Source organism: Gluconobacter albidus, from assembly GCF_002723915.1.
GTDB lineage: Bacteria > Pseudomonadota > Alphaproteobacteria > Acetobacterales > Acetobacteraceae > Gluconobacter > Gluconobacter albidus.
This window is the reverse complement of the sequence record NZ_BEWL01000005.1, coordinates 121,253-142,534: the sequence shown is the minus strand read 5'-3', so window position 1 is coordinate 142,534 and position 21,282 is coordinate 121,253. Positions and strand designations below refer to the sequence as shown.

Here is a 21,282-nt window from a genome sequence, read left to right as displayed (position 1 = left end):
GGCTATGGCGTCGTCGGCATCACCGTCATGTTCGAGAGCATGGGCCTTCCTCTTCCGGCGGAGAGCGTCATCATCGCCGCTTCGCTCTATGCGGGCAGCACCCATCATCTTGAAATCCGCTGGATCGCGCTGGCCGCCGTGCTCGGTGCCATCATGGGCGACAATATCGGCTATCTGATCGGCCATCACTTTGGTTACGGCATTCTGAAAAAGCACGGCCAGAAAGTCGGTCTGACCGAAGAGCGGCTGATGCTGGGGCGGTATCTGTTCCGCAGGCATGGCGGGATCGTCGTGTTTCTGGGGCGTTTCGTCGCGGTGCTGCGGGTGTTCGTGGCATTGCTGGCGGGAGCGAACCGGATGCCCTGGCATTCGTTTCTGTTCTTCAATGCGCTCGGTGGCATCTGCTGGGCCGGTGGCTATGCCTTTGTGACCTATGAGCTTGGCAAGCAGATCGAGAAGATCACTGGGCCGGTCGGGATCGCCATGGCGGTCGTGGGGGTCTGCTGTCTGATCGGGGCGCTCGTTTTTCTCAAGAAAAACGAGAAGCGCCTGACGGATGAGGCGCTCCGGCAGGCCGAGGAAGACGAAAAGCGCGAGGAATCGCGTGTGGACAAGAAATCGAGCTGACACAGACTGGAAGGACAGACGTCATGACACAGCCCTCCGCTCCCGAGTGGTCTACCGACTCTCTTGAACGTCTGGACGGAAAAACGGCGCTCATCACCGGATCGACAGGGGGGCTGGGGTTCGAGGTCGCCTGCGGGCTGGCCAGGCAGGGCGCTGCGATCGTGCTGAGCGGCCGCAGTCATGACAAGGGACAGGCGGCGCTGGCACGGCTTCATGAGCGCGTGCCGTTCGTCAAATCGCGGTTCGAGCTGCTGGATCTGGCGTCGCTGGCCGGGATCGAGGCGTTTGCGTCCGCGATGCGCAGCCGGGGCGAGCCGATCCATCTTCTGGCGAACAATGCCGGGGTCATGGGGCCTGCGACGCGTCTGACGACAAAAGACGGGTTCGAATTGCAGTTCGGCACCAATCATCTCGGGCACTTCGCTCTGACGGGGCGGCTGCTGCCGTTGCTGGCGGCGGGGAATGCCACGGTCATGACGGTGGCGTCTCTTGCGGCGCTGAAGGGGGAGATTCCGTTTGGTGACCTGAATGCGCGGCATTCCTACAATCCGATGGTGCGGTATCGTCAGAGCAAGCTGTCCAACCTGCTGTTTGCGCTCGAACTGAACCGCCGGGCTGCGAAAGCGCCCTGGCCCATCCATTCGCGTGCGGCGCATCCGGGCTGGGCGGCGAGTGATATCGTCGCGAATAACGGCAGTCTGGACCAGTCCGCCAACAAAGCCGCGCGGTTCATGCGCAGTCTGGCGCGCAGTGTCGCCGGGCCGGTGTTTCATGCCATGGGGCAGACGGTCGAGGAGGGGGCGTGGCCGCTGCTCTATGCTCTTGCCAGTCCGCAGGCGCATGACGGCAGCTATTATGGCCCGCAGGGGCCGGGAGAACGTCGTGGTGTGCCGGGGATCGCGGGGCTGCCGGCTCTGGCGCATGTACCCGAACTGGCCGCGCGTCTGTGGACCGTCTCGGAACAGATGACCGGCGTAAAATACGGCCTGATCTGAAAGTCATAAAAGTTTTTGGTGAAGCTTTTTTCAAAAAGCTTCGAAGACTGTCACTTTTTTGAAAAAAGGCGACACCCAAAAACTTTTGTTCGGGATCTTTCTCAGGGGCGGACGATGATCATGATGACGATGACCATCATCAGGATGGTGGGGACTTCGTTGGCGATCCGGTAGAATTTTTCCGGGTGCTGGTTGCGGTCTTCGGCGAAACCGCGACGCCATGTTCCGCAGGCACCGTGAAACCCGGCGAGGGCGAGGACGCAGATCAGCTTCGTCCACCACCAGCCCGCGTTCCAGTCGATCAGCCCGGGAATGGAGGCCAGGGCGCCGCCTGCGAGGAATGTCACGATCATGGCGGGCGTCATGATCTGACGCAGAAGCTTGCGCTCCATGACCTTGAACCGCTCGCTCTCGGCAGAACCCGGTACCACCTGACAGTGATAGACATACAGGCGCGGGAGATAGAACGTCCCGGCCATCCAGGCGATGAACGCCATGATGTGCACCGACAGGATCCAGCTCTGATACGTCGCGAGAAAGTCGGTCATGCGTGTTTCTGGCTTTCAAGCGTCCGGCGCAGCAGCGGTACCAGCTCGTCCAGATGGGCGATGCGGACCGAGCCTTCGACGGGCCAGAAGGGCGGTGCGGGCATGTCTTCAGGACGAAGCAGCACACAGGCCATGCCAGCCTTCCAGGCAGCTTCTGCTCCAGTATCGCTGTCTTCGATGACGACACAGCATTCTGGCAGAACGTCTTCGGTTTTTGCGGCGTACAGATAGACGTCCGGAGCGGGCTTGGGGCAGCCCATATCGTTAGCGGAGTGGACGCGGTTTTCGGGGAAATACTGCGACATTCCGGTTTTTTCGAACTTGGCTTCCATCTCACGGACGGAAGAATTCGAGCCGACGCGAACCGGCATTCCTGAAGACCGTACGCCTGCCAGCATTTCAGGCGCGCCGCCTACGGGTTCTGCGATTTTCTTCATCATCTGTACGAGATTTTCGCGCAGGATGACTGCCGTTTCGTCCGGCAGGGGATGACCGATTTCGTGTTCGAGTTCGGTTACGATCTGCGGGAGGGCCATGCCTGCGAAACGCTGATGCGCCTCTTCGTCGGAGATGGACATGCCCTTGGATCGGGCGAATTCCGCCGTGGCCCGGCAGGACGGGCCTTCGCTGTCCACGAGAACGCCGTCACAGTCGAAAATGACCAGTTTCAGCTGGCCTGCTGGATCCAGGGCGGTTGTCATACGGACCGTACCGCCTCGACGAGGGCCGCTACGTTTTCAGGGGGCGTATGCTGCATGACGCCGTGTCCGAGATTGAAAACATGGGGTTTTCCGCGCATTGCGTCGCGAATGGCCTGGGCTTCACGGATCATTTTCTCACCGCCGGAGAACAGGATCATCGGGTCCATGTTGCCCTGAAGGGTGAGGCCGGGAACGGCTTCGGACAGGAGTTCGGAAATCTGGGCCGGGTCGGCGACCGTGTCGAGCGCCAGCGTGTTGATACCGGTTTTCTGCGCGTATTCGCGGACCATGATGCCGCCGAGGCGTGGGAAGCCGATGAGCGGGGTGTTGGGGTGACGGGCGCGGATGTACGCGACGATCTGGCGTGTCGGTTCGATCACGTAGCGACGGAATGCGGAGGGGGGCAGGATCCCGGCCCAGGAATCGAACAGCATCACGGCTTCCGCGCCGGCTTCGATCTGGCCACAGAGCATCTCGGCGGTACTCGAGGTCAGGGTGTCGATCAGGCGATCGAACAGGGCCGGGTTGGTCTGCATCATGCGGCGGGTTTCGGCGAAATCCCGCGATCCACCGCCCTCGACCATGTAGCAGGCGACGGTGAACGGGCTGCCTGCGAAGCCCAGAAGGGTCGTGACGTCGGGAAGCTCTTTGGCGAGGCGGGACAAGGTCTCGCGCACTGGTGCAACGGCGTCCTGTACGCGCTTGGGATCGAGCCGGGCGAGGTCGGCTTCGGAGCGGATGGCGCCGAGGACCGGGCCGCGGCCGTCGATGAATTCAAGAGACTGACCCATGGCCCAGGGCAGGATCAGGATATCGGAAAACAGGATCGCGCCGTCCATGCCGTAGCGGCGGATGGGCTGGATTGTCAGCTCGGTGGCCATGTCGGGGGTCATGCACCGGGTGAGGAAGTCGGCCCTGTCGCGCATGGCGCGGAATTCGGGGAGATAGCGGCCTGCCTGACGCATGAGCCAGACCGGAGGCGGCCAGACGGCTTCACCACGGAGGGCCCGCAGAAGCGGTTTCGACGAGGGTGAGGAAGGTGCGTTTTCCGAAATCATGCCGCCCACTAATCATAAAAGAAAAAAGAAAGAAATGCTGGAGGTTAAGATGATCCCTGTGGATACCGGGGTACCCGGCTTTCTGAAAATGTACCCCGTCTTGTTCACACTGTGTACAACTCTGGAGGCCGCAGTCTGCAAGGGAGTCGTTGATTCTATCCCGAATTGCCCACAGAGAGGCTGTGTACAACCCCCAGTTCCGGCTGGTGTACCGTACAATCCACGGTACTCGGTACTCCTTTCGGGAGGGCAGGTACTATCCCCATGTACCCCAGTACTGACGCAATGCCTTCACAGGGTTTCCTGCAGTACTCGTCCTTCTTTCCGCAGTCGATAGTACGGAGTCGTACATCATGATGTCTTTCAGTACTTCCCTGATTCTTGCCAGCGGGTCGTCAGCCCGGCGCATGTTGCTCGAAAATGCGGGTCTTACGGTGCAGGCCAGACCGGTCGATCTCGATGAGGAGGCGCTGCGGCGGTCCTGCGAGGCGCAGGGGTATACGCTTTCGGAAACGGCGATTGCCCTGGCGGATGCAAAAGCCAATCTCGCGACACGGGATGTGGGCTTTGATGATCTGACGGTTGCGGCGGACCAGATTCTAGATCTGGACGGGGTGGCGTTTGCCAAACCGGGCTCTGTTGCTGAGGCAGGGGAACATCTGCGCCGGCTGCGGGGGCGGACGCATGTTCTGCGCACGGCGGTCGTTCTCTATAAGGGGGGTGAGAAAATCTGGGAGCATCTGGCGTCGCCGCGTCTGACGATGCGGGCGTTTTCGGAGGCGTTCCTTCAGGCCTATCTGGAGCGGGAAGGGGCGGCGATCCTGTCCTGTGTGGGGGCGTATCGGCTGGAAGGCCCCGGAATACAGCTTTTTTCGGCTGTCGAAGGGGCGCAGGATGCCGTTCTGGGGCTGCCCCTGCTTCCGTTATTGGAGGAACTGCGGAGGCTGAAGGCGATTTCGGCGTGAAAAACTGCTGTCAAAATCTGTTTTTCAGGCTTGTCAGGGCGAAATCATGACGATATACCGCCCTCATCCGGCTCCGTCCCAAAGGGGCCGCAGATGAAACATGTGGGGCCATAGCTCAGTTGGGAGAGCGCCTGAATGGCATTCAGGAGGTCGTCGGTTCGATCCCGATTGGCTCCACCAGTTTCCTTATCCCTGAAAATTTAAAATCTGAAATTTCCGTTCTGGTTCTGTCGAGGCTGGTCTGTGTCTGTTGACGCGGGCGTTCAGCTCTCATACGGCAGTCGGATGCAGACCGGAACGCCTTACGCCTCTTTGCCGACCCTCATGGATGCTGACCAGCGGTCGCTCTGGGGCGGCTGGCTGACGCGGACGGTGCTGCCGTTCTGGAGCGATGCTGGGTTTGATCGCACAAGGCGCCTGTATCACGAGCGTCTGACGTTTGCCGGGGAGCCTCTGGTTCTGGAGGCATCGCGGCTGATGGTGCAGGCGCGGCAGATTTCGACATTCTGTCGTGCGGCGCTGGACGGGCTGCATGAGGCGTCCGGGCAGGCGCTGATGTGTCTGGAAGAGGTCGAGCGGCTTTATCGCCATCGGGACGGGCAGGCGGGGTGGATCTTTTCCGTCGCACCGGACGGAACCCCGGTCGGGACGAAGCGGGACCTGTATGCACATGCTTTCATTCTGTTTGCTTATGGCTGGGCGTATCGCCTGAGCGGCAATCCGGATTTTCTGGTGGTGGCGCGGCAGACCGTGCTGGAGCTGCATCAGATTTTCCGGGCGAAGCATGGCGGGTTTCTGGACGAGGTGCCGCTGATAGGTGCGGTCCGGCACCAGAATCCGCACATGCATCTGCTTGAGGCGTTTCTGGTGCTGTTCGAGGTTTCGGGGGACAGCTTTTATCTGGACGAGGCGCGGTCTCTGGTGCGGCTGGCGCTAAGGAAGCTCATCCAGCCCGGATCGGGGGCGCTCCTTGAAGATTTCATGACAGACTGGCGCCCGACGGCCCCCGCAGGGGGCAATCGCGTGGAGCCGGGGCATCTTTTCGAATGGTCCTGGCTGTTGCGGGACTATCTGCGTCTGGAGCCTGGGACGCCGGAAGCCGGGGCGATTGGCCGGGCGGCGGAAGGATTGTTCGCGTTCGGAATGGCGCATGGCCTGGCGCGGGTCGGGGAGGGCGCCGTCGTGCGGGATGCCGTGACGGACGGGGGGCAGACCGTTGAAAATGCGACGCGGATCTGGCCGCAGACGGAGCTTTGCCGTCTGCTGGTCTGTCGGAATGAGAGACCGGATATTCTGCGGGGGCTGACGGAGCATTTCTTTGGAACGTTCAGTTCCGACCAGAAAAGCGCTTTGTGGGTGGACCGCTTCGACGCCTTCGGAAACGCGACCGTATCAGACGTGCCCGCCAGTTCACTCTATCATATTTATGGTGCGGCGCGGGAGTTCTGTGGACGTTAGACGGGTGAACCCGTTGCAATCCTATGTTAGCGTCACTTCCGGTAAACATGTCGGCAGCGACGGTGACTTCTGACAGGTGCTGCCCTGAGCGTCTTCTGAAGGAGAAATAGGATGCGTTACTCGAACGGTCTCTTCGCGGGTCTTGTGGCCGCTGCTCTTGTTGCGTCTTCGGCCCATGCCCAGTCCATTCCGGGTGTTGGCAGTGCGGGTAATGCCATGAGCGGCATGTCGGGCATGAGTGGCATGACCGGGGGCACCGGCATCATGGGCAGCATGCTGCCGAACGTGTCTTCCGCCAGCACGGGCAATGTTGCGGGTGTTCTGAGCTATTGTGTGCAGAACAACTATCTGAGCGGCAGCAGCGCCACTTCGGCCCTGAGCAGCCTGACGGGCAAGCAGGACGTGACGTCCTCCAGCGATTATGCCGCCGGGCAGCAGGGGCAGCTTCTGACGGGGGGCAGCAATCCGCTGTCGCTGTCGAGCCTCAAGGGGCAGATGAAGCAGAAGCTGTGCAGCATGATCCTCAACCGCGCCCAGAATCTTCTCTGACCTGTTCTGGTCTTCTCTTACTTGAGCCGGCCCGTCATGGATCAGTCATGGCGGGTTGGGTATTTCTGGAAAAAGGACAACTGGATCAGTGAAGTATCTCGTTACGGGTGGGGCCGGGTTTGTCGGAAGTCATCTGGCACAGGCTCTGGTGGATGGCGGACATGAGGTTGTCGTTCTCGACAATCTGAGCACGGGTCATCGGGCAGCCGTGCCGCAGGGCGCGCAGTTCATTCATGTCGATCTGGCGGATGCGGAGGCGACGGACCGGGCGGTGGCTTCGGGGCAGTGGGATGCGGTTCTGCATTTTGCGGCGCTGTCGCTTGTGGGCGAAAGCATGAGCCAGCCTTTCCTCTATCTGCGCCGGAATTACATTACGGCTCTGAACCTGATCGAGGCCTGCACGCGGCATGGCGTAAAGCGCTTTGTGTTCTCTTCGACGGCGGCGCTGTTTGGTGGCGATGACCGCCCGCCGCTGATTTCGGCGGATGCGCCGGTGGATCCGGGATCGCCTTATGGCGAGAGCAAATATCTGATCGAGCGGGCGCTGGTCTGGGCGGACCGGATCTGCGGCATGAAGAGCGCGTGCCTGCGTTATTTCAATGCGGCGGGTGCGGATGCACAGGGACGTCTGGGTGAGGATCACCGGCCGGAGACGCATCTCATTCCGTTGACGATCGACGCGGCGCTGGGACGTCGGGCCGGGCTGAAGCTGTTCGGAAATGACTATCCGACGCGCGATGGCACCTGTGTGCGCGATTATATTCATGTGACGGATCTGGCCGATGCGCATATCCGCGCCATGGGGCAGCTCGATGAGCGGTCCGTGACGTATAATCTGGGCAATGGTCTGGGCTTTACCAATCTGGAAGTCGTCCAGAGTGTCGAGCGCGTCAGCGGCCGGAAAGTGCCCTGGGAATGGGCGCCGCGCCGTGGGGGAGATCCGGCGGTTCTGGTGGCGGATTCTTCGCAGATCCGCAAGGAAACGGGCTGGGACCCGAAGTTCAGTCAGCTTGATGATATCGTCGAGACGGCCCTGCGCTGGCGTGTGGACCATCCGGACGGATATGGCGCTGCTTGAAGCGGTCGCTTAAAGGGGTTTGACCAGATCGGCCACGAGGCCACCGGTGGCGGTCAGGGCATCCTGAGGGGACAGTTCGATCAGGAGGCCCTGATGTCCGCCGTTGATGACCACGGGCGGACCGTCCATGCCGCATTGTTCGAAGGCCGTGGGGACGGCGCTGCGTTGTCCGAAGGGGCTCACGCCGCCGATGCGGTAGCCGGTGCGCTGTTCGGCGTCGGGGCGGGAGAGCATCTTGGCTTTCCGGCCTCCGAAGGCCTGTGCCACGCGGGCGAAATCCAGTTCGCGATCCGCGGGCAGCACCACACAGGCGGGGCGTCCGTCGATCTGGACCATCAGGGTCTTGAGGACGTGATCCGGCGACAGGCCCAGCGCTGCTGCGGCGGCCACGCCGAGTTTCCCTGCTGAGGGGTCGTAGTCATAGACATGGCGTTCATAGGAAATGCCGAGAGCGTCCAGTGTCAGGGTCGCGGATGTGTCCTGCACGTGTCCTCCTGTCCTTTGCGGTCATCACGAGGGGGTCAGGATGGCAGGCAGGCGCGTCCGATGCTAGGGTCGGGGGTATGATTCACCCTGTGGTTCGTTCATAATCATGGCTGGCGGTCTGCTGGCCTGCATGCTGGCTTCGGCTTTGCATTACCATCTGCCGCCGCGCATCCTGCCTGCGATCCAGCGGGTCGAGGGCGGGACGATGGGGCATGTCAGCACCAATACGGACGGCTCGGTCGATATCGGGCTCATGCAGATCAATTCGCGCTGGATTTTGCCGATCGCCTCCATAACCCGTCAGCCCGTGTCGCAGGTTGCGGCGCGTCTGGCGCTGGAGCCGTGTTTCAATATCGCGGCGGCGGCGATGATCCTGCGCAGGGCGCTGAATGAGGAGCATGGCAATCTGATGAAGGCGATCGGGGATTATCATTCCCGCACGCTGCCGCTCAATCTGGATTACCAGCGCAGGGTTGTGGCCGCGGCAGCCGCACTTTATCTGCGTCAGGGATAAGGCGTTCCGGTGAGGATGGTCAGGCCGTAAATGTTACTTTATAACACCTGAGCCTTGACCCCTGCCCCGAGGACCATGATGCGTTTTTTTCCGGCTTTTCTGCTGGCTGCACTGATTTCAGGACCTGTAGCCGTTGCTCAGACCGAGCCGGCGCAGGTTCCTGTCCTGTCTCCGGCCCGGTCTCCGGTGCGTGTGGTGTGCGTTGAAGCGGCCTGGTGTGATGTGGCGGCGCAGATCGGGGGGGAGGATGTGCAGACACAGGCTCTTCTGGCGACGCCGGGGATTGATCCGCATGATCTGACGCCCTCGCCCTCCATGGCACGCGCCATGGCAGGGGCGACCATCGCGGTGGTGAATGGCGCGACCTATGACGACTGGGCGCTTCCCTTTACGGCTTCCGTGCCGGAGCGGATCGTGGTGGCGTCTCTGGCGGGGTGGAGGCCCGGCGACAATCCGCATCTCTTTCTCGATCCGGTGGCGGTAGGGAAAGTTGCGCAGGTCTTTGCGGACAGGCTGTCGCATCAGCCGGGAATTTCGGCGTCGGACGTGGCGGAGCGGCTGGCGGCGTTCCGGAAAGAGCTGGAGGGCGTGACAGCCCGTCTGGCGGCGATGAAGGCCCGTCATGATGCCGTGCCCGTGCCCGTGGCGGCGGTGGAGCCGGTCGGAGAGACGTTGCTTCGGGATGCGGGGCTGGCGGTTGTGGATGAGAATTTTGCGCTTGCGATCATGAACCATGCGGAGCCGTCGCCGCGCGATGTGGCGCAGGTCGATATGCTGGTTGACGGGCGGAAGGTGCGGATGCTGATGACCAATCCGGCCATTCACTCGCCGCAGATCGACCGGCTGGTGGATCGGGCGCAGGCTGTGGGCTTGCCGGTCGTGGCGATTGGGGAGACTTTGCCACCGGGTCAGTCCTGGCAGGGCTGGGTTCATGGCATTCTTCAGACGGTGGAGCAGGCGCTGGATGATGGCGGAAAATAAACGGGTCTGCTGTCAGCCGGAGCGTGGGTTGGTTTTGCGGGATGTGACGCTCATGGCGGGATCGACCTGTGTGTTGCGGGAGGCGTCCCTGATGGTGCCGCTTTCGGGCATGACGCTTCTGTCGGGGCGGAACGGGGCGGGGAAGTCCACGCTGCTGCGGGCGATGCTGGGGCTGATCCCGCTTCAGGCGGGCGAAATTCTCACGCATGGTCTGTCGCCGGCGCAGGCCCGGCAGCATATCGGTTACATGCCGCAGAGTGTGACGGATGCGGCGTTGCTGCTTCCGGCGGTCAGTCATGTGCGGGCGGCGGTGGACGGCGTGCGCTGGGGGCTGCCGGTGCGTCTGCGGTCTCGGCGGGAAGAGGCGGACCGGCTTCTGGCGCTGACGGGGGCTTCGACGTTTGCGCATCGTCCGCTGGGGCTGCTGTCCGGCGGGGAGCGTCAGCGGGTCGGGCTGGCGCAGGCTCTGGCAGGGAATCCGGATCTGCTGTTGCTGGATGAGCCGCTGGCGGCGCTCGATCAGGCGGGGCAGGAGCGGACGGTGCGTCTGTTGCGGGATCTGACGGAGCGCCTGGGGATCGGGATTGTTCTGACGTCTCATGAAACCGAGGCCCTGTCCGGGGCTGTGACGCGGGTTGTGCAGCTTGTGGAAGGGGGGCTGCATGTTCGAGTTTGATTTCATGCGCCATGCCTTTGTGGGCGCGGCGGTTGTGTCTGTTCTGGCGGGGACGGTGGGCTGGTTCCTGATGCTGCGGCGTCAGGCGTTTGCGGCCCATGCGCTGTCGCATATCGGGTTCAGCGGTGCGGCCGGAGCGGTCTGGCTCGGCTTTCCGCCGCTTTCGGGAATGGTAGCGTTTAGTCTGATGGCGGGGTTCGTTATCGGGGCTGAGCGCGAAGGGGAGCGTGGCGTTCCCGCTCAGCGGGACAGCACGATCGGGCTTGTTCTGGCGGCCAGTCTGGGGCTTGGGGCGTGGTTCCTGCATATGAGCAACCGGGGCTCCAGCCTTGCGACCACGCTGCTGTTCGGGGATGTTCTGGGCATTGATGTGCCGACGCTGGAGGCGCTGTGCGGGGTGGCCGTGCTGTGTCTGGGGCTGCTGGCGTTTCTGGGGCGTCGGCTGCTGTTTGCCAGTCTGGCACCGGAAGTGGCGCGGGCGCGGGGTGTTCCGGCGCGGCTGGTGTCGGTGGTGTTCATGGCCGTGGCGGCGCTGGCCTGTGCGGCCTGTGCGGAAGTGGCCGGGGCGCTTCTGGCGTTCAGTCTGATGATCGGGCCTGCCGCGACGGCGCTGAAGCTCGGGCTGGGACCGTTGGCGGGGATTGCCGTTTCGGTCGGGCTGGCGCTGGGATTATCGTGGGGTGGACTGATGCTGTCCTGGGTGACGGATGCGCCGGTTCCGTTCTGGATCGGGCTTGGGGCTGCCCTGTCCTATGCGCTGGCCGATCTGTGGCGGCGGTTCAGAAGTCCGTAGCGTTCGTCAGCTTGAAATGCACCAGAGCGATGAATGCAGCCAGCATCACATGCATGATGATCAGCGCTTTCGTACCAATAACGGGAACATCGTTGGTTGTATCGGGTGTCTGCATGACGCGTATCCTGACGGTGTTGGGGGGGAATAGTCAATCCTGAACGGATTTTGAGGACATTTTGCGGCTGTTTTCTGCCGAACCTGAAAAACCAATCGTTTCGTGATATGTTATGCCCTTATGGAAAACGATACGAAAACAGTCCGAACCGGACGGGAGCATATTGATCCCGCGTCCATCGAAGTTTCTCCCAATGCCAAGCTGATGCTGATTCTGGCGGCTGTGGTCGCTGCGATCTGCGGCGGTCTGTATGGCTATGACACCGGCATCATCTCGGGCACGCTACCTCTGATCGGGGATGATTTCCATCTCAATGCCACCATGAAGGAATGGGTTGCTTCCGCGATCCTTCTGGGGGCGATTTTCGGTGCCTTTGGCGCGGGCAGTCTGTCGGAGAAGTTCGGGCGGCGGAACACCACCTGTCTGGTCAGTGGCGTGTTCGTGGCGGGGGCGACGGCCTGCTCGCTGGCGCCGGATGTCTGGAGCCTGATTGCGGCGCGTTTCGTGCTGGGTCTGGCGGTTGGCGGTTCGACGCAGGTCGTGCCGATGTATATTTCCGAACTGGCGCCGCAGGAGCGTCGTGGCACGCTGGTCACGATGTTCAATGTGGCGATCGGTCTGGGGATTCTGATTGCCAACATCATCGGCTTCACCCAGCGGACGGCGTGGGGCTGGCGCCCGATGGTGGGCATTGCCGCCATTCCGGCCGCGATCGTGTTCGTTTCCATGTTCTTCATGCCCAAGAGTCCGCGCTGGGCGGCTGAGAACGAAGGCATGAAGAGTGCCATCATCCAGCTCGGCCGGATCCGCACGACCAAGCGGGCCATTCGCCGGGAAGTTCAGACTATCCGTGAGAATGCGGAAGGGATCGAGCCGCAGAACCGTGGCTGGCGCGGTCTGTTCCAGCCCTGGGTGCGTCCTGCGCTCGTGGCGGCCCTTGGCGTTGCGTTCTTTACGCAATGCGGGGGGCTGGAGATGATGATCTACTATACCCCGACCTTCCTGAATGATGCGGGTTTCGGCACGTCCTCCGCCCTTCTGGCGTCGCTGGGTGTGGCGGTGATTTACTGCATCATGACGTTTCTGGGCTGCATGTTCGTGGACCGGATCGGCCGCCGTCGTCTGATGCTCATCATGGGGCCGGGGGCTGCGCTGTCGCTCGTAGGGCTTGGCGTGATGTTCCTGAGCCATCCGGCTCCGGGCAGCACGGGGGCCTATATGATCGTGGTGTTCCTGCTGCTGTTCATGATGTTCAATTCCGGCGGTATCCAGGTTTGTGGCTGGCTTTTGGGGGCCGAGATGTTCCCGCTCTCGATGCGTGGACAGGCGACCTCGCTTCATGCCGCGACGCTGTGGGGGGCTGATCTTCTGGTGACCAGCACGGCGCTGAGCATGGCTGAAGCCATCGGGCTGAGCTGGACAATGTGGTTCTATGCGTTCGTCAATCTGGCGTCCGTCATCTTCGTGTTCTTCTTCGTGCCGGAAACGGCCGGTGCGTCTCTGGAAGACATTGAAGAGGCGCTGGTTGAAAAGCGTTTCCGCCCCACGCGCGGGAATACGCGGATCGTGCAGAGCGAAGACGAGGACGTCGAAGAAGCTGCATGATACGCTCTCCCCTTCACGCAGAAGGGGAACCGACCAATGACGGATGTTATCGCACAGAGGGTTGCTGCCGCACGACGTGGCAGCAACCCTTCTGTTATCGGGCGTATGAAATCGGGCTGGCTGGTGATCGGGGAGACGCAGCCTCTGCCGGGATACTGTCAGCTTCTGGCCGATCCGGTTGTGCCGACACTTAATGATCTGCAGGGTGAGGCGCGGGCGCAGTATCTGGCCGATATGGCGTCGGTCGGGGATGCGCTGCTGGCGGTGACTGACGCGGTGCGGATCAATTATGAGACGTGGTGCAATCTGGCGCCGTCCCTGCATACGCATATCGTGCCGCGCTATGCGTCCGAAGATCCCGAAAAAGCCACACGTCCGGCGGGGACGGTTTATGATTATGAGGCCGCGCGTCCGTCCAGTGTGGAGCAGGATGGTCCGTTCATGGAGGCCATGCGCCGGTTTCTGGGACTAGCGTGAGAACAGATACCAGATCCGGAACACCGTATTTTCGGAAAACCGCTGTCGCCGGAGGGTGGGGTATCTGAACAGCAGGCGTAGACGGGCCGGGAAGGTGCGGGCCTGGACGATGTCGTTCAGCAGTCGCCTCGTCGGGGCGGACAGGATTTCCGGCTGGTTCAGAAGATGCTGCACGTTCGCATGAAAGATTGTCATGAAAGCGCGGGGACCGCGTCGGCAGGCGGCCCAGGCCCGTCGGATGAAGGAGCCGGTGGCGCCGACCGTGTTATGGGCATGCTGCCGGTAGTAGCTGACACAGCGGGTGTCGAAAATGATTTCTCCGCCCGCAGCGGCCGTCAGGAGATAGGCCCACCAGTCATGCAGGATCGACGGCGGCGGTGGGTTGTTTCGCAGCAGGCGGTGTGCGGCGGCGTTCAGCAGAACCGTATGGCCTGTGGCGATGTTCTGCGTCAGGGAGGCCGGGAAATCCGGTCTGTGTCGCAGGGGCGGGGATTTCTGAAAAATCACGAGATCCGCATTCGTCAGATACTGTCGGGCGCAGTACAGGAGCGGCGTTCCAACCGGGTGATGGTTGGCGGCATCCTGTGTGGCATTCATCGCCCATTCGAGTTTCTGCGGTTCCCAGATGTCGTCCTGATCGGCGAAGGCGACATAGGGTGTATCCGGTATGGCGTCGAGCAGATGGGCATAGGACCCGGCGACGCCAAGACGTTCATGACGGCTGGTGATTTCGATGCATTGTCCCTGTCCGGGGCCTTCGGCGAAAGCGCGCATCCGGCTTTTTGAGTTATCGGTGGAAGCATCGTCGCGCCAGTACAGGGTCCAGTCCGTATGGGTCTGGGCCAGGAGACTGGCAAGCTGTGCGTCCAGATAGGCTGTGCCGTTGTATAATGACAGGAGAATGGCGATGTGCCGGGAAGGTTCGGCCCTTTTCTGTGTCATGTTTCGGCCCCCGGGCTTAAGGCCGAAAGATGGAAAAAGGGAATCATTCCAACGCAACGCCAGAGAAAGACAGGCAGTTGCCCCCTGACGGGAGAGGGCAACGGTCGGTCAGGCTTCAGAAAACAGCTTGTGAACGATACGCGCCACGCTGTGGCGCCACTCTGGCATTTTCACACCAAAAACGCGATGGAGCTTGTCGTTGTCCATCCGGGAATCCTGTGGACGCTTGGCGGGGGTAGGCCAGTCCTCGGTGCGGATGGCATTGACCTGCGGCATGGTCTGGCCGTGTTTCGCGGCTTCTTCCAGCGCTGCGACGGCGAGGCCGTACCACGTGGTTTCGCCGGAGCCGCTGGCGTGGAAAATGCCTCTGTACTGTGGTTTCCAGCCGTCGCGTTCGATCAGGGCGATGATGGCAAGAATGGCTTCGGCCAGATCGTCCGAACTGGTCGGGTTGCCGCTCTGATCTCCCACCACCTTGAGCACGGGGTTTTTCGCGCCCGCATTGATCATGGTGCGCACGAAGTTCTTGCCGTGGGCGGAATAGACCCAGGCCGTGCGCAGGATGATGCTCTTGATGTTGGCGGTCAGGACAGCCTGCTCACCTTCAGCCTTGGTGCTGCCATAGACCGTCTCGGGAGACGTGGCGTCGTCTTCGGTATAGGGCGTGCCCTTGTCACCGGAGAAGACATAGTCCGTTGAGACGTGAATGAACGGGATGTCCGCCTCTGCACAGGCGGCCGCCAGCGCCGCCGGACCGGACGTGTTGGCGCGGGCAGCGCCCCCTTTTTCTGTTTCGGCCAGATCGACAGCCGTCCAGGCGGCCGCGTTCACCACGACCGAGGGTTTATACTTTTCGAAGGCGGCGGAAATCGTTTCCGGACGGTCGAAATCGAATTCCGGCCGTCCGATGCGGATGACGCGCTCATCGCCGAGCGTCTGAAGCGACGTGGCGAGCTGACCGTTGCCGCCGGTAACGAGGATGGGACCTGTGCCTGACATGGCCATGCTCACTTTTCGTACTGGAACCAGCCTTTGGATTCCGAGAAATTCGGTGCGACCAGATCCTTGTCGGACAGGACGGCATCAGCTTCGGAAACGGGCCAGTCGATCTTCAGTTCCGGGCAGTTCCAGATGACCGCACGTTCTGACACCTTGCTGTAGAGCGAGGTGCATTTGTACTGGACTTCGGTGTTTTCCTCGAGCGTGACGAAACCGTGCAGAAAGCCGGGCGGAATCCAGAGCTGAGACCAGTTTTCGGCAGAGAGTTCAGCACCAACCCATTTACCATAGGTCGGCGATCCCGTACGGGCATCGACGGCCACGTCCCAGATGGCACCGCGCGTGACGCGGACCAGCTTGCCCTGTGCGTAGGGGGCAAGCTGGCAGTGCAGGCCACGGACGACGCCCTTCTGGCGGGACAGGCTCTGGTTGTCCTGAACGAAGGGCAGCGTGATGCCGGCATCGTTCATGCGATCCACATTATAGGTTTCGGAGAAGAAGCCGCGATTGTCACCAAAACGGGGAGGCGTAACGAGAATGACCTCTGGAATGGAAAGACGTTCGACCTTCATGCTGAAGTCCTGTTCTGAGAATTGCTCAAGAGAAAGAGGGTCCGCCCGCTGGCCGATGCGGGCTGGAATCTCCGGGGAAAATCAGCTGTCGGCCAGTTCCCGAAGCAGGCGACCGAGTTCGGTCTTGCCCATGTTCTTGGCGTGCTCGCGAAGCTGGTCGGCATTGATGAACTTGTTGCGGAAGGCGACCTCGGCGGGAGAGCCGACCAGCATGCCCTGACGGGACTGGATGGTCTGCACGAAGGTTCCAGCCTGCATCAGGCTATCGGGCATTCCGGCGTCGAGCCAGGCGCAGCCACGGCCAAGGCGGTCCACCTGAAGCGTGCCCTCTTCAAGATACATGCGGTTGAGGTCGGTAATTTCCAGCTCGCCGCGGGGGCTGGGTTTCACCTTCTTGGCAAAATCCACGACGCGGTGGTCATAGAAATACAGCCCTGTGATGGCCCAGTGTGATTCCGGATGGGTCGGCTTTTCCTCGACTTTGAGGGCGAGGCCGCTCTCGTCGAAGGAGACAACGCCGTAACGCTCCGGATCGCGGACCTGATAGGCGAAGACGGTCGCGCCTTCGGGGCGGTTGGAGGCTGCGCGCAGCAGGACGCCGAGATGTTCGGAGAAAATCAGGTTGTCACCCAGCGCCAGTGCGCAGGGCGCGCCCTGAATCCAGTCTTCGGCGATAAGGAAGGCCTGTGCCAGACCGTCCGGAGAGGGCTGGACGCGATATTCGAAGGTCACGCCGAACTGCGAGCCGTCACCCAGAAGACGCTGGAACTGCGGCATATCATGGGGCGTCGTGATGATCATGATGTCCCGGATTCCCGCCAGCATCAGCGTGGAAAGGGGATAGTAGATCATTGGCTTGTCATAGACCGGCAGCAACTGCTTGGAGGCTGCCATCGTCATCGGATACAGGCGTGTGCCCGAACCGCCGGCGAGGATGATGCCCTTCATGGGCTTTGTCTCGATGGTGCTCACTTGCTGGCTCCCAGTCTCTGGCCTGTATAGCGCTTGGAACGGATGCCTTCCCACCAGGCGCGGTTGTCGAGATACCACTGGACCGTCTTGCGGATGCCACTTTCGAAATCGTGCGTCGCTTTCCAGTCGAGTTCCTTCTCGGCGTGGGACGGGTCGATTTCGTAGCGGAAATCATGGCCGGGGCGGTCGGTGACGAAGCGGATCAGGCGCTCGCGCGGTCCAGCCGGGTCGGGCTGAAGCTCGTCGAGGACGGCGCAGATCTTTTTGACGACTTCAAGATTCGTGCGGGGCTGGCGGGCGCCGATGGCATAGGTTTCGCCCGGTTTTCCGGTTTCGACGGCCTTGACGAGAGCTTCGGCATGATCTTCGACGAACAGCCAGTCGCGGACGTTCTCGCCCTTGCCGTAAACCGGAAGATCGCGGCCTTCGATCGCATTGATCGTGACCAGCGGGATCAGTTTTTCCGGAAAGTGCCAGATGCCGTAATTGTTGGTGGTGTTGGTGACGAAGGTCGGCAGGCCGTAGGTGTGGAACCAGGCGCGGACCAGATGGTCGGACGACGCCTTGGAGGCCGAGTACGGGCTGCGGGGATCGTAGGGGGTGGTTTCGGTGAAGGGTGGATCGTTCGGCTCCAGATGGCCGAAGACTTCGTCCGTGGAAATATGATGGAAGCGGAAGGCCTGCTTTTCGGAGTCTCCCAGTGTGTTCCAGTATTTGCGGGCCGCTTCGAGCAGGGAGTAGGTGCCGACGACGTTTGTCTGGATGAAAATGCCGGGGCCGTCGATCGAGCGGTCCACATGGCTTTCGGCCGCGAGATGCATGACGGCGTCGGGGCGGTATTCCTCGAACAGGCGCTGCATTTCCACGCCGTTCACAATATTGGCACGGGCATGGGAGTAACGGGGATCGCCTGCGACTTCGCTGACGGTATCTTCCGAGGCTGCATAAGTCATGCAGTCAACATTCAGGACCGAATGGTCCGTTTTCCGGATCAGATGGCGTATCACGGCCGATCCTATGAAGCCGCAACCGCCTGTCAGCAAAATCCGCATTTGAACCTCTTGGTTAAAATCAGGGTCTGAACCCCTGCAGAGTCATTTTATCTTACAGCGTTGTTGAAACGGCGCAAATAACGCTGCGATACTTTCTGTAACATCGCACGGATGATTTTTAAGGACTGCTTTCGCCTCTCGCGCTGGTCGGTCTGATGGGCTAATCCCACAGTCGTGCGGAGGCAGGAGAGGCAGGCATGCTGGCTGATACTTTGACACGCTCCCTGACGGATGTTCTGGAGCGGCCCGATCTGCGGGTGATTGCGGACGGGCTGGTTCCGATCCTGGATGTGTCACTGCCGCTTCCGTTCCGGATCGAGGGAGAACTGGTGCCGGGGCAGGCTTTCTGTCTGCACACGGCGACGCTCAAGCTCGGCGCGCTGTGTCTTGAGGCGCCGCGCCTTACGCCGACTTTCCTGCGTCATGCCATTGAACTGATGCGACTGCTGGAGCCGGGCGCCAATCCGTTTCTGGCCAGTTTTGCCGCGGCGCGCGTGGCGGTGCTGTTTCATGCGCTCGATACCGGAGATGTCGCCCCGCTTCCGTCCTGGCTGGCCGTGTTTGCGGGCGACGTGCCCGACGTGCCGAGCCTGTTGCAGAGCTGGGAGACGCTGAGCGCGTTTCTGCCGGATCTGCCGCCTTTCACGTTGGCCGAAGCCGGACGTCTGCAAGGGATTCTGGCCCGGTTGTGGCCTGTTCTGGCGCCCGCCGAAAACCTGATGAGTGGGGGCGGGGATTCCCGGCTGGCCGTTGATCCGCATACCGGGCTGAACCGGTATTCCAGCTCCCATCGTCCCCGGCCCTGGGCGATCACTTTTGGGTCATCGACGGCGTCTTCGCTGTCCGAACGGGGATTTGGGGGCGCGGAGGCCGCCCGACGCATCATGATGAGTGCGCTTCTGGCCAAGCAGGACCCGGATCTGGTGCAGGAAGGTGTTGTGCGCCGGGCCCGCGCGGCGATCGGGGCCCATTATGAGCTGCCGGAAGATGCGGTTCTGCTGTCGGCGTCCGGGACGGACTGTGAACTTGCGGTTCTGGCTCTTGTCGCGGCGGGGACAGAGCGTCCGGTAACGTCCATCCTTCTGGCCCCCGATGAAACGGGCAGCGGGGTGCCTCTTGCGGCCTGTGGACGGCATTTCGCGACGGACAGTGCCTGTTCCACGCTGGTGGGCAAAGGCGAGGTGATCGAAGGGTTTTCTCCGGAGACGCGGCTGATTGGTGTTGATATCCGTGCGGCTGATGGCACGGCGCGGCCCGTTGCGGAGATCAACGCGCAATGTGCGGCACTGGTGCGGCGGGAGGTGGCCGAGGGACGTCATGTGCTGCTGCATCGGCTGGACCAGTCCAAGACCGGGCTTGCCGCGCCGGACATGGATCTTGTCTGGGAATTGTGTACCGAGCTGGGCGACCGGCTCAGCGTGGTTGTGGATGTCTGTCAGGCGCGACTGAGTCCGTCGCGGGTGGCAGACTGGGTGGAGCGGGGAATCATTGTCATGGTGACCGGCTCCAAATTCTTTACCGGGCCGCCGTTTTGCGGGGCCATTCTCCTTCCCCCCGAAATCCGCCGTCGTTTGCCGTCCCTGTCACTTCCTAAGGGATTGCGGGCCTATGGCAACCGCGATGAGTGGCCGGAAGGTGCGGATGCTTCGGCGCTCAATAACGGCCACAATATCGGGCTGGCCTTGCGCTGGTATGCGGCGCTGGCCGAAATGGACGCGCTGTTTGCGCTGCCCGATCCGGTCATTCGCAGTCGTCTGACGCGGTTCATGACGGAGGCCGTTGCCATGGTGCGTGCCCGTCCCGTCCTGACCATGCTGCCCATGGGAACGCCTTTTGATGACGGGCGCTGGGATGCCGTTCCGACCATCCTGTCGTTTCTGGTGGAGGACCCGCATGCGCCCGGCCAGCCCCTTGCGCTGGAAGATGCGCGACGGCTGCATCGCTGGCTGAATGCGGATCTGTCGCCCTGGGTGGCGGAAGGAGAGGGCAGTCTGCTCTGTGTTCTGGGTCAGCCCGTCCCGGTGCCGCATCCGATGCTGGATGGACCGGCGGGTGCGCTGCGTTTGTGTGCGGGTGCGCGGCTGGTTTCGGGAGAGCCGTCGCATGAAGGGCTGGACGAGGAGCGCCGCTTGCAGCGCGAATGCATGGATGCGCGCCGGGTGCTTGGAAAACTGGAACTGATCCTGAAACACTGGGATGTTCTGCTGGACGCGAACCCTGTCCCCCGTTACGCCCCATTAGCATGACCCAGACAGATAAAGCGGTCCCGCACGGGCATTTTCTCGATACGCCGGAACTGCCGAAGGGCGTTACCCGGTTCTGGATGATTCGCCACGCGGTCGTGGAAGCCAGTGCGCGCAAGACGATGTATGGGGCGCTCGATGTGCCGCTGTGCCGGGAAGCGATGGCAAGCCAGCAGGGCGGCTATGCCACGCTGGCGCGGCGTCTGCCGATTGATGCGCTGTGGTACAGTTCACCGCTCCAGCGCGCACGCGACACGGCGAGCGAAATCCGTAAGGCGGGAGCATTCTCGCAGGATGTGACGATTGACGGCCGTTTCATCGAGCAGTCGATCGGGGAATGGCATGGAACGCCGCATACGGAGTTCATGTCTCTGCTGCGTCTGCCGCCCAATCCGTTCTGGTCCATTTCTGCCTGTGAACTGCCGCCGGGCGGCGAGAGCATGCTGGATGTCTGTGCGCGTGTGGCGCATGGTCTGGAGGATCTGGCGAATGCCCATGAAGGTGAGGACATGGTTGTCGTCAGTCATGGGGGGGCCATCCGCGCGGCTCTGGCGCATGCGCTGGGCGTTCATCCCGATACGGCGCTGCGGTTTTCGATCCAGAACCTGTCCATTACCATTCTGGAGCGTATCGATTGCCTGTGGCGTGTCGTGACGGTTAACGAACTGCCAGATTTCCGGGGCTGAACTTGCGGGGGCAGTCTCTGGCTTTCAGGGGCTGCCGAAAAGCACAAAAAGACCCTTGGCGGCCTTTGGAAATTCAGTATGAATTTTTTTGGAAATAACCGGAGACGGGCATGGTGGGCACACAAGGGCTCGAACCTTGGACCCGCTGATTAAGAGTTACGCCCGGCGAAATACAGTTAAGACGCAGGGA

The 21,282-nt window shown here is 61.7% G+C and carries 24 protein-coding genes and 1 tRNA gene; 15 read left to right on the top strand and 10 right to left on the bottom strand.

The genetic code is table 11. The annotated features are described in order from the left end of the window. Window positions 1-27 precede the first annotated feature (27 nt). Window positions 28-627, top strand: coding sequence for a DedA family protein (locus tag GAL01_RS08170; protein ID WP_174694469.1), 600 nt, complete (start codon window positions 28-30; stop codon window positions 625-627). Between the two features lie 23 nt (window positions 628-650). Beyond that, window positions 651-1,622 (top strand): SDR family oxidoreductase, encoded by a 972-nt coding sequence (locus GAL01_RS08165; RefSeq protein WP_062032753.1) that lies wholly within the window; start codon window positions 651-653, stop codon window positions 1,620-1,622. A 101-nt stretch (window positions 1,623-1,723) separates the two neighbouring features. Here GAL01_RS08165 and hemJ read toward each other — a convergent pair whose 3' ends face one another. From hemJ to hemE, 3 genes are read right to left on the bottom strand one after another with little or no spacing between them, the layout of a single operon-like run. Continuing rightward, the gene (hemJ, locus tag GAL01_RS08160) at window positions 1,724-2,170 is read right to left on the bottom strand and encodes a protoporphyrinogen oxidase HemJ (protein ID WP_062032749.1); all 447 of its coding nucleotides are present in this window, start codon (window positions 2,168-2,170) and stop codon (window positions 1,724-1,726) included. Further along, the gene (locus tag GAL01_RS08155; RefSeq protein WP_062032746.1) at window positions 2,167-2,871 is read right to left on the bottom strand and encodes an HAD family hydrolase; all 705 of its coding nucleotides are present in this window, start codon (window positions 2,869-2,871) and stop codon (window positions 2,167-2,169) included. Before GAL01_RS08155 ends, hemJ begins: the two co-directional genes overlap by 4 nt. Then, window positions 2,868-3,929: a uroporphyrinogen decarboxylase gene (hemE, locus tag GAL01_RS08150; RefSeq protein WP_062032743.1), complete on the bottom strand. Its 1,062-nt coding sequence runs from the start codon at window positions 3,927-3,929 to the stop codon at window positions 2,868-2,870. Before hemE ends, GAL01_RS08155 begins: the two co-directional genes overlap by 4 nt. A gap of 353 nt (window positions 3,930-4,282) precedes the next feature. Between hemE and GAL01_RS08145 the strand changes: the two genes are divergently transcribed. From GAL01_RS08145 to galE, 5 genes are all read left to right on the top strand, one after another. Next, window positions 4,283-4,894: a Maf family protein gene (locus GAL01_RS08145; protein WP_062032740.1), complete on the top strand. Its 612-nt coding sequence runs from the start codon at window positions 4,283-4,285 to the stop codon at window positions 4,892-4,894. A 104-nt stretch (window positions 4,895-4,998) separates the two neighbouring features. Continuing rightward, window positions 4,999-5,074, top strand: a tRNA-Ala gene (locus GAL01_RS08140). A 63-nt stretch (window positions 5,075-5,137) separates the two neighbouring features. Next, the gene (locus tag GAL01_RS08135; protein ID WP_231865421.1) at window positions 5,138-6,352 is read left to right on the top strand and encodes an AGE family epimerase/isomerase; all 1,215 of its coding nucleotides are present in this window, start codon (window positions 5,138-5,140) and stop codon (window positions 6,350-6,352) included. Window positions 6,353-6,463: 111 nt separating this feature from the next. Continuing rightward, on the top strand, window positions 6,464-6,901 hold the full coding sequence (locus tag GAL01_RS08130) for a DUF2501 domain-containing protein (protein ID WP_062032733.1): 438 nt from the start codon (window positions 6,464-6,466) through the stop codon (window positions 6,899-6,901). 88 nt (window positions 6,902-6,989) lie between these two features. Further along, window positions 6,990-7,979 (top strand): UDP-glucose 4-epimerase GalE, encoded by a 990-nt coding sequence (gene galE, locus GAL01_RS08125; protein ID WP_062032730.1) that lies wholly within the window; start codon window positions 6,990-6,992, stop codon window positions 7,977-7,979. Window positions 7,980-7,988: 9 nt separating this feature from the next. On the opposite strand, the gene GAL01_RS08120 is transcribed toward galE, so the two are convergent. Further along, window positions 7,989-8,465, bottom strand: a complete 477-nt coding sequence (locus GAL01_RS08120; RefSeq protein ID WP_062032727.1) for a YbaK/EbsC family protein — start codon at window positions 8,463-8,465, stop codon at window positions 7,989-7,991. A gap of 106 nt (window positions 8,466-8,571) precedes the next feature. Between GAL01_RS08120 and GAL01_RS08115 the strand changes: the two genes are divergently transcribed. The 4 genes from GAL01_RS08115 (at window position 8,572) to GAL01_RS08100 (ending at window position 11,429) form a co-directional block, all read left to right on the top strand. Next, entirely contained in the window at window positions 8,572-8,979 is a 408-nt protein-coding gene (locus GAL01_RS08115; RefSeq protein ID WP_062032723.1) for a lytic transglycosylase domain-containing protein, read from the top strand. 75 nt (window positions 8,980-9,054) lie between these two features. Next, entirely contained in the window at window positions 9,055-9,960 is a 906-nt protein-coding gene (locus tag GAL01_RS08110) for a metal ABC transporter solute-binding protein, Zn/Mn family (protein ID WP_082790804.1), read from the top strand. After that, window positions 9,944-10,636, top strand: a complete 693-nt coding sequence (locus GAL01_RS08105; protein WP_231865420.1) for an ATP-binding cassette domain-containing protein — start codon at window positions 9,944-9,946, stop codon at window positions 10,634-10,636. The genes GAL01_RS08110 and GAL01_RS08105 overlap by 17 nt, the downstream gene beginning before the upstream one ends. Next, the gene (locus GAL01_RS08100; RefSeq protein WP_062032716.1) at window positions 10,623-11,429 is read left to right on the top strand and encodes a metal ABC transporter permease; all 807 of its coding nucleotides are present in this window, start codon (window positions 10,623-10,625) and stop codon (window positions 11,427-11,429) included. Before GAL01_RS08105 ends, GAL01_RS08100 begins: the two co-directional genes overlap by 14 nt. Here the strand turns inward: GAL01_RS08100 and GAL01_RS15980 are convergent. Next, entirely contained in the window at window positions 11,416-11,544 is a 129-nt protein-coding gene (locus tag GAL01_RS15980; RefSeq protein ID WP_255308576.1) for a hypothetical protein, read from the bottom strand. The genes GAL01_RS08100 and GAL01_RS15980 overlap by 14 nt on opposite strands. Before the next feature lie 120 nt (window positions 11,545-11,664). On the opposite strand from GAL01_RS15980, the gene GAL01_RS08095 reads away from it, so the two are divergent. Together GAL01_RS08095 and GAL01_RS08090 are read left to right on the top strand one after the other, a co-directional pair. Further along, window positions 11,665-13,149, top strand: coding sequence for a sugar porter family MFS transporter (locus GAL01_RS08095; RefSeq protein WP_062032713.1), 1,485 nt, complete (start codon window positions 11,665-11,667; stop codon window positions 13,147-13,149). A gap of 36 nt (window positions 13,150-13,185) precedes the next feature. After that, entirely contained in the window at window positions 13,186-13,626 is a 441-nt protein-coding gene (locus GAL01_RS08090) for an HIT family protein (protein WP_062032710.1), read from the top strand. Here GAL01_RS08090 and GAL01_RS08085 read toward each other — a convergent pair. The 5 genes from GAL01_RS08085 to rfbB form a co-directional block, all read right to left on the bottom strand. Then, entirely contained in the window at window positions 13,618-14,568 is a 951-nt protein-coding gene (locus tag GAL01_RS08085) for a glycosyltransferase (protein ID WP_062032706.1), read from the bottom strand. The two genes, GAL01_RS08090 and GAL01_RS08085, sit on opposite strands and share 9 nt — an antisense overlap. A 108-nt stretch (window positions 14,569-14,676) precedes the next feature. Next, a complete protein-coding gene (gene rfbD / locus GAL01_RS08080; protein WP_062032892.1) occupies window positions 14,677-15,567 on the bottom strand; it encodes a dTDP-4-dehydrorhamnose reductase in 891 nt (296 codons plus the stop codon). An 8-nt stretch (window positions 15,568-15,575) separates the two neighbouring features. Continuing rightward, window positions 15,576-16,139 (bottom strand): dTDP-4-dehydrorhamnose 3,5-epimerase, encoded by a 564-nt coding sequence (gene rfbC / locus GAL01_RS08075; RefSeq protein ID WP_062032703.1) that lies wholly within the window; start codon window positions 16,137-16,139, stop codon window positions 15,576-15,578. 81 nt (window positions 16,140-16,220) lie between these two features. Then, window positions 16,221-17,087, bottom strand: a complete 867-nt coding sequence (rfbA, locus tag GAL01_RS08070; protein WP_062032889.1) for a glucose-1-phosphate thymidylyltransferase RfbA — start codon at window positions 17,085-17,087, stop codon at window positions 16,221-16,223. A gap of 20 nt (window positions 17,088-17,107) precedes the next feature. Further along, window positions 17,108-18,163 (bottom strand): dTDP-glucose 4,6-dehydratase, encoded by a 1,056-nt coding sequence (gene rfbB / locus GAL01_RS08065; RefSeq protein ID WP_062032699.1) that lies wholly within the window; start codon window positions 18,161-18,163, stop codon window positions 17,108-17,110. Between the two features lie 197 nt (window positions 18,164-18,360). Between rfbB and GAL01_RS08060 the strand changes: the two genes are divergently transcribed. Continuing rightward, window positions 18,361-20,409 (top strand): hypothetical protein, encoded by a 2,049-nt coding sequence (locus GAL01_RS08060; RefSeq protein ID WP_062032695.1) that lies wholly within the window; start codon window positions 18,361-18,363, stop codon window positions 20,407-20,409. Continuing rightward, window positions 20,406-21,092, top strand: a complete 687-nt coding sequence (locus GAL01_RS08055) for a histidine phosphatase family protein (RefSeq protein ID WP_062032692.1) — start codon at window positions 20,406-20,408, stop codon at window positions 21,090-21,092. The genes GAL01_RS08060 and GAL01_RS08055 overlap by 4 nt, the downstream gene beginning before the upstream one ends. The last annotated feature ends 190 nt before the right edge of the window (window positions 21,093-21,282 follow it).